We start from the raw sequence: 6,827 nt of genomic DNA, 5'->3' as shown, positions 1-6,827 counted from the left end.
TATAAATAATTCTATTTTTACTTGGTACCATTACGGCAAAAAACTGCCCTAAAAGTGCTATTAAAATCAAAGTTATTTCAGGAAGTAACAGTAGCATATAAAACTAATATTATTTATGGAAATATAGATATTAGTAAATAAATCATTTTTTATCAACAAACTTATATATAATATTATAATCTATTAAAAAATTTGCAATTTTATATAATTATAGGTTATATTGTTGCTGCTTGTATTTTTAATTTAAAGTTTAACCGATCAATGTATTTATTATCATTTATATTAGGAGGATTAAATACATTACTCCGTCAGTTACGTTTATCTATTAGCTCTATAGAGTTTTATAAAGGCGTATATAGAAACTATCAAGGATATGGAATAAGATATTTATTTACCGTATCTTTTATTACATCAATAATTTATTGCATTTTTATATTAAATTACGTAATAACTTTAAAAGATTACTTTAACGGAATACAATCATCAAAAGTTACAGATAATATTGAATATATTATTAATCAATTACCGGAAATTAAATATAATAATTCAAAAATTTCAGTTGAAGAAGTAGAACCTATATATTTATATAGTAAAAATAACAATAAAATAGTCGTCATTGATACAAAAAATCAAGTTTCTAACAAAGAAAAAAGCAAAATACCGTTTGTACTTGAAGATAATAAGCTGAAGATAAATTTAATTGTTGCCAATACTAAGAAAAATTTTCCAAGTACTGTTAACTATTCTGAGATATTCAAGCAAAATGAAGTAATTTTAACTCCTGAAATAATAAAAAAGTATTTTGCCGATAATTTATTACATGCACCAAATTTATTTATTTATTTTGGTATGCCGGCTATTATATTATTTTGGTTTGTAACGTTCTTATTAGAGAGAAGTATTGTAGTGTTGTTAGTGTATAGCTTAGCTAATTTACTTACCGTTAAAACTTCAATACAAACTTCTATAAGGTTAGTAATGTTTTCAAGCGGAGTTCCGATAATATTACAACCGGTTATTATTATATTAATACCGGAATTAAGCATATTATTACAGCTACTACAAATGTTTACAACTTGTTTAGTATTTATCGCCATTTGGCAAATTAACAAGAGCCTATCGAGTCATATATAAGAAAAATCGGTTATCATATGATATGTGATTTTAAATCCTCAATTTACTAAAAAAACAGCCTATTATTAAAAAATTACTAAAAAAATAAAAGTTTTTATTGTTAAAATGAAACCTAAAATTATTTATTTATAACTTTAGGTAATTCAAATGAGCAAAGAAAAAAAGAAAGTAAGGTTTGCAGAAGAGCCCCAAGTTAAAGAATTTTCTCAAAATCAAGAAGCAACAGAAGTAAACCTTATAAAAGGAAGAGTAATTAATATTTATGATAAAGGCGGCTACTTAAAGCCAGATCAATTAGTAATTCATGAAAGAGAAGCTACCGGAGTAAAAAATGTTGAAGTAAAGAGAAATCTAAATTTCTTTCAACAAATTTTTGCTGCAGTAGGTTTTATAAAGGACACAAAAATAATCAAAGAAGAATTTACTTATACTACCGGCGATATACAAGGAATATTAAAGGATAACGGTAAATTTATTAATAATCCTGAAGAAATTAGAAAATTTGTGAATGAAAATAGAGATATTCAAATTGCGGATATTGATGGTATCGGTATTGGTAATTTAAATCATCAAGGTAAAATACAAATTAATTCAAAGCTTGGATTAAATAATGAAAAAATTATCCTTTATAAGGATGGTCAATTAGCTGCTATTGAAAGAAAAGGTCAACTTATAAATCAAGAAGGAGAGCCTTTATACAAAGATAACTTAGTCCAAAAAGATAATAAAGTTTATTTAGTCGGAGACGCCGGAAGAAATATTAATACACCTTTTAGAGACCCAAAAACTAGAGCTAGAGATAATTGGAATAGATTAATCGATAAGTTTAAGCATGCTTTAATACCAGAAAAACATGAATTAGGAAAATTAAACGATGCTATAGTAGATTCTGTAAGAGTTAAAGTAGTACAGCAAGATCGTTATCTTCAAGAAATAGCTCAAGGTAAACATAAAGTAAATCTAGAAGAATTGAATATGTTAAAAATGAGTGCTGAAGAGCATAAAACTTGTCAATTATCATATAATAATTCTGCCCAAACCTTACTTGATGCTAGAGGAAAAGTAGCAACTACTACTGGTAAAGAGAGTAAAGGTATGAAAAATGTTCAAGCATTTGTAATGGGAAAAGATGGAGCAATTTATATAGCTCCTCATAAAGGGGTTTATGAAGCTGATAAAACAATACCTAATCTTACTCATGCTTCGTTTTTAGGAGGAATACCAGCAGAAACTGCGGGTATTATTGGTATAAATGATAGGGGAAAAATTGATTACCTTAGTAATAATAGCGGTCATTATCAACCTGAAGCCTTAGATATGTACCGTGCTATAAAAAAAATACAAGAAACTATGCCTGGTGCTTTAGATAAAAATTGTCAAATCGATATTCAAGGGCATCAACGAGTACTTGTTAATGATTTTGTAAAAAATATGGAAACCAAAGTAGGTTTCGGAAAAAATGCTAAAACTCATTATGAAAAACTAAGAGAAGAAAGAATGGAGAGAATTAAAAATTATCAAACTAATTTAAAAAATATTGCTGCTTCTTCAAAGCCTAAAGCTAAAAATAGAACAACAAACAGGGGGCGTGGATAATAAAAATTATTTACAATACTCTGCCTTTTTTTATAGCACCAGACATTTTTTAAAAAGCTCTCGATGTCATCCCTGCGAAAGCGGGAAAGTCTTGTTGCGTGGATCAATTTCACCGCTGTCATCCCGTGATTTATTCACGGGATCCAGTAAAAATTAGTATTTTTATTATTTTCTGGATACCGTGGTCAAGCCACGGTATGACACCGAGTGCTTTTTTATATCCACACAACAATGCCTCGCGGGAATGATATAAAGTAAAAATTGTCCGGTACTATACTTTTTTTCCACTTCCACTATATTTCATACAATTAAACTTTATATTAACAAGCTAATTTTTCATTAATTATTATAATTATATACTTGACTAAATTACTTGGGTATTGTAGATATAAAACAATTTTAAGTTTTAATAGGTTAGTCATATGATGCTGACGACAAAAGGAAGATATGCCGTAATGGCAATACTTGAAATGGCTTCAAAATCACGTGCCGAACCGGTTACTTTGAATGAAATTTCCATAAAACAAAATATATCGATTAACTATTTAGAGCAGATATTTGCTAAGCTTAAAAAAGCTAATTTAGTTAAGGCTATTAGAGGGGCTAAAGGAGGATATATTTTAATAGGTAACCTAGAAGAAATAAAAATTTCCGATATTATGGACGCTGTTAATGAAAACTTTATAATGACTACCTGCTATAAAAAATCAGTTAAAACTTGTGTACCTGATACAATAAAATGTAATTCGCATAAATTATGGAAAGGGCTTGGAAAGCATATTAGAGATTATTTTGAAAATATATCGATTAAAGATGCTTTAGAGCTAAGTATTATTTAAATATATGATATATTTAGACCACAGTGCTACTACTTCTATCAATCCTAGAGTTAAGGAATTCATAATAAGTTTGATGGACAAGGAGCTTAACCCTTCATCAATACATAGATCAGGTGTATTTGCTAGGAATGTTATAGAAGAAGCTCGTTTTCAATTAGCTGCAGCTCTTGGGGCGTCCTCTAGGGAATATAATATTACTTTTACTTCATCCGGAACGGAGAGTAATAATTTAATAATGAAAAATTTTTATGACGGTGATATTTTCATATCGGCTATTGAACATTTATCGATCTATAACCATATAAAGCATGCTCCAAATATTAAAGTTATAAAAGTTGATAATCAAGGTTTGCTTGATCTAGAGCATCTAGAAGAATTATTGTCACAAAGTAGTGCTACAAAAAAATTAGTATCTATAATGATGGCTAATAATGAAAGCGGGGTACTGCAAAATATATTTGAAATAAGTAAAATAGCTAAAAAATATAAGGCAAAATTTCATAGTGATTTAGTGCAAGCTTTTAGTAAAATACCAACATATATCAAAGATTTAGGATTAGATTTTGCTACAATCTCAGGACATAAAATAGGAGGTGGGCAGGGAGGAGCTGCTTTAATTTCTACTTCTCGCTTTCAGCTTACTCCGATAATTATCGGTGGTGGGCAAGAAAAAAATGTGCGCTCAGGTACAGAGAATGTTATAGCAATTGCAGGTTTTGGTTTAGCGGCTGAATTAATGAGAAAAAATATAATAGAGAATTATATAAAAATCAAAAGCTTACAGGAAATATTAGAGAAAAAATTAAAAGAATATCCAAACGTAAATATTGTTAGTAATAACGTAGCTAGGTTACCTAATACTACTTTATTTACTGTACAAAATACAGATGCACAAGTGAAATTAATAGGTTTTGATTTACGTAATATTTGCGTAAGCTCTGGCTCTGCTTGCTCATCAGGAAAAATATCTAAATCGTACGTATTAACCAATATGGGCATGAGTGAAGAAGAGGCAAAATCTTCGATTAGAGTATCGCTTAGTCATACTAATACGGTAAACGATATAGAAGCTTTTATAGAAGCTTTTGAGGAGGTGTATGATGTCATTCCAGCATAGACCATACCCTTTTTTCTGTCATCCACTTGATCGCGGGATCCAGTTAAAAATACTAACATTGTTAGTATTTTTATTGTTTTTATGGACCCCGTGGTCAAGCCACGGGGTGACACAGTGGGTTTTACCGCTCCTCGCGATGACGAAGAACATAACAAACTATTTAACATTTATAACCATATGAACTCACAATTAAACAGTCCAATTTTGCCTATATATATGGATTATCAGGCGACGACTCCAATAGATCCAAGAGTAATGGAAGCAATGCTGCCGTATTTTACTACTAAGTTCGGTAACCCTCATTCACGAAGCCATTCTTTCGGCTGGGAAGCAGAAAACGCTGTTGAAGAGGCAAGAGCCAAGGTAGCAAAGTTAATAGGAGCAGACGCTAAAGAAATTATTTTCACTTCCGGTGCAACTGAGTCTAACAACCTTGCAATAAAGGGAATAGCAAAATTTTATGGTAACAAAAAGAATCATATCATTACTGTATTAAGTGAGCATAAATGCGTACTTGATGCTTGCAGACATTTAGAACAAGAAGGAGTGAAAATCACATACTTACCAGTTAAATCAAATGGAATAATTGACTTAGAGGCTCTAAAAAATGCCATTACCGATCAAACTATGTTAGTATCCGTTATGGCGGTTAATAATGAAATAGGCGTGATCCAGCCTTTGAAAGAAATCGGGAAAATATGCCGTGAAAGAGGCGTTTTCTTTCACTCCGATATTGCTCAAGGTTTTGGTAAAATTCCAATTGACGTTAACGAGTTTAATATTGACCTTGCAAGTATCTCAGGGCATAAAATTTATGGACCAAAAGGAGTAGGTGCATTATATGTAAGAAAAAAACCTCGTGTACGTGTTACGCCGCTGATCAACGGTGGTGGGCAGGAAAGAGGCATGCGTTCAGGTACGCTGCCGACTCCTTTAATTGTAGGGCTTGGCACGGCTGCTGAAATAGCGTATAATGAGATGGAAAAAGATACTAAGCATGTAAATTACTTGTTTGACAGGTTTTTGAACAATATAAACATCCGAATTTCCGAAGTTTATTTAAACGGCGATAAAGATCAAAGATATAAAGGCAATCTAAATTTAAGCTTTGCCGGGGTAGAGGGAGAGTCAATTATTCTTGCCATTAAAGATTTAGCGGTTTCTTCCGGCTCTGCTTGCACTTCTGCCTCTTTAGAGCCGTCATATGTTTTACGTTCCATGGGAATCGGTGAAGAGCTTGCCCATACTTCGATTAGGTTTGGCATAGGCAGATTTACTACCGAGCAGGAAATTGATTACGCAGTAGATTTAATATGTTCAAAAATCGATAAGTTAAGAGAATTAAGTCCTCTTTGGGAAATGATGCAAGAGGGGATTGATTTAAAGAAGATTAAATGGGCTGTACATTAATTAATGTCATTTCTGTGTAGCTTCTATGTCATTCCCGCGAAGGCGGGAATCCAGTATAAAGCGAGATAAGTCGAGCTTTCAATTTTTAAAACTTGCTGCGTTTATGCTTTTTTTGGATTCCCGCCTTCGCGGGAATGACATATACAACGGTAAAAGACACAATTAACAATTAAATTTTAGAGAATAACAATGGCTTATAGCAAAAAAGTGATAGATTATTATGAAAACCCTCGTAATGTCGGGTCACTTGATAAAGAGAAAAAAAACGTCGGTACGGGACTTGTTGGAGCTCCTGCTTGCGGTGATGTTATGAAGCTACAAATCGAGGTAGACGATGACGGGATTATTACGGATGCTAAATTTAAAACATTCGGTTGCGGTTCAGCTATTGCTTCAAGTTCTTTACTAACAGAATGGGTTAAAGGAAGATCGATAAATGATGCCGGAAAGATTAAAAATACTGAAATAGCAAAAGAATTGTCGCTGCCGCCTGTAAAATTACATTGTTCACTCCTTGCTGAAGATGCAATAAAGGCAGCCATAGCCGACTACAAACAGAAAAAAGAAAACAGTAAAAAATGAAAAATGTTATTTCATTAACCGATTCTGCTGCAAAGCAAGTAAAATTACTAATAGAAAAACGAGCCAAGCCTACCTTTGGCATTAGGGTAGGGGTTAAAGCCGGCGGTTGTGCCGGTCAAACTTATTACGTTGAGTATGCAGATAGTAAA

At 32.0% G+C, this 6,827-nt stretch carries 7 protein-coding genes; all 7 read left to right on the top strand.

Annotation, left to right across the window (positions count from 1 at the left end; translation table 11 throughout):
- Positions 1–261: 261 nt before the first annotated feature.
- Positions 262–1,134, top strand: coding sequence for a DUF1189 family protein (locus AC1Z7D_RS05295; protein ID WP_482602607.1), 873 nt, complete (start codon positions 262–264; stop codon positions 1,132–1,134).
- A gap of 1,350 nt (positions 1,135–2,484) precedes the next feature.
- Entirely contained in the window at positions 2,485–2,730 is a 246-nt protein-coding gene (locus AC1Z7D_RS05290; protein WP_482602611.1) for a hypothetical protein, read from the top strand.
- A 422-nt stretch (positions 2,731–3,152) separates the two neighbouring features.
- Positions 3,153–3,569 carry an Rrf2 family transcriptional regulator gene (locus AC1Z7D_RS05285; protein WP_482602605.1) on the top strand — a complete coding sequence of 139 codons (417 nt, stop codon included), beginning with the start codon at positions 3,153–3,155 and terminating at the stop codon, positions 3,567–3,569.
- Positions 3,570–3,573: 4 nt separating this feature from the next.
- Positions 3,574–4,686, top strand: a complete 1,113-nt coding sequence (locus tag AC1Z7D_RS05280) for a cysteine desulfurase family protein (RefSeq protein WP_482602603.1) — start codon at positions 3,574–3,576, stop codon at positions 4,684–4,686.
- Positions 4,687–4,863: 177 nt separating this feature from the next.
- The gene (locus AC1Z7D_RS05275) at positions 4,864–6,096 is read left to right on the top strand and encodes an IscS subfamily cysteine desulfurase (protein ID WP_482602601.1); all 1,233 of its coding nucleotides are present in this window, start codon (positions 4,864–4,866) and stop codon (positions 6,094–6,096) included.
- A 189-nt stretch (positions 6,097–6,285) separates the two neighbouring features.
- Complete coding sequence (gene iscU, locus AC1Z7D_RS05270; RefSeq protein WP_482602599.1) at positions 6,286–6,678, top strand: Fe-S cluster assembly scaffold IscU; 393 nt, start codon at positions 6,286–6,288, stop codon at positions 6,676–6,678.
- The coding region (locus AC1Z7D_RS05265) for an iron-sulfur cluster assembly accessory protein (protein ID WP_482602609.1) at positions 6,675–6,827 on the top strand (153 nt) is incomplete at its 3' end. The genes iscU and AC1Z7D_RS05265, both read left to right, overlap by 4 nt.

It is taken from the genome of Rickettsia sp. (genome assembly GCF_965035265.1).
This window is presented reverse-complemented; position numbering and strand designations above follow the sequence as displayed.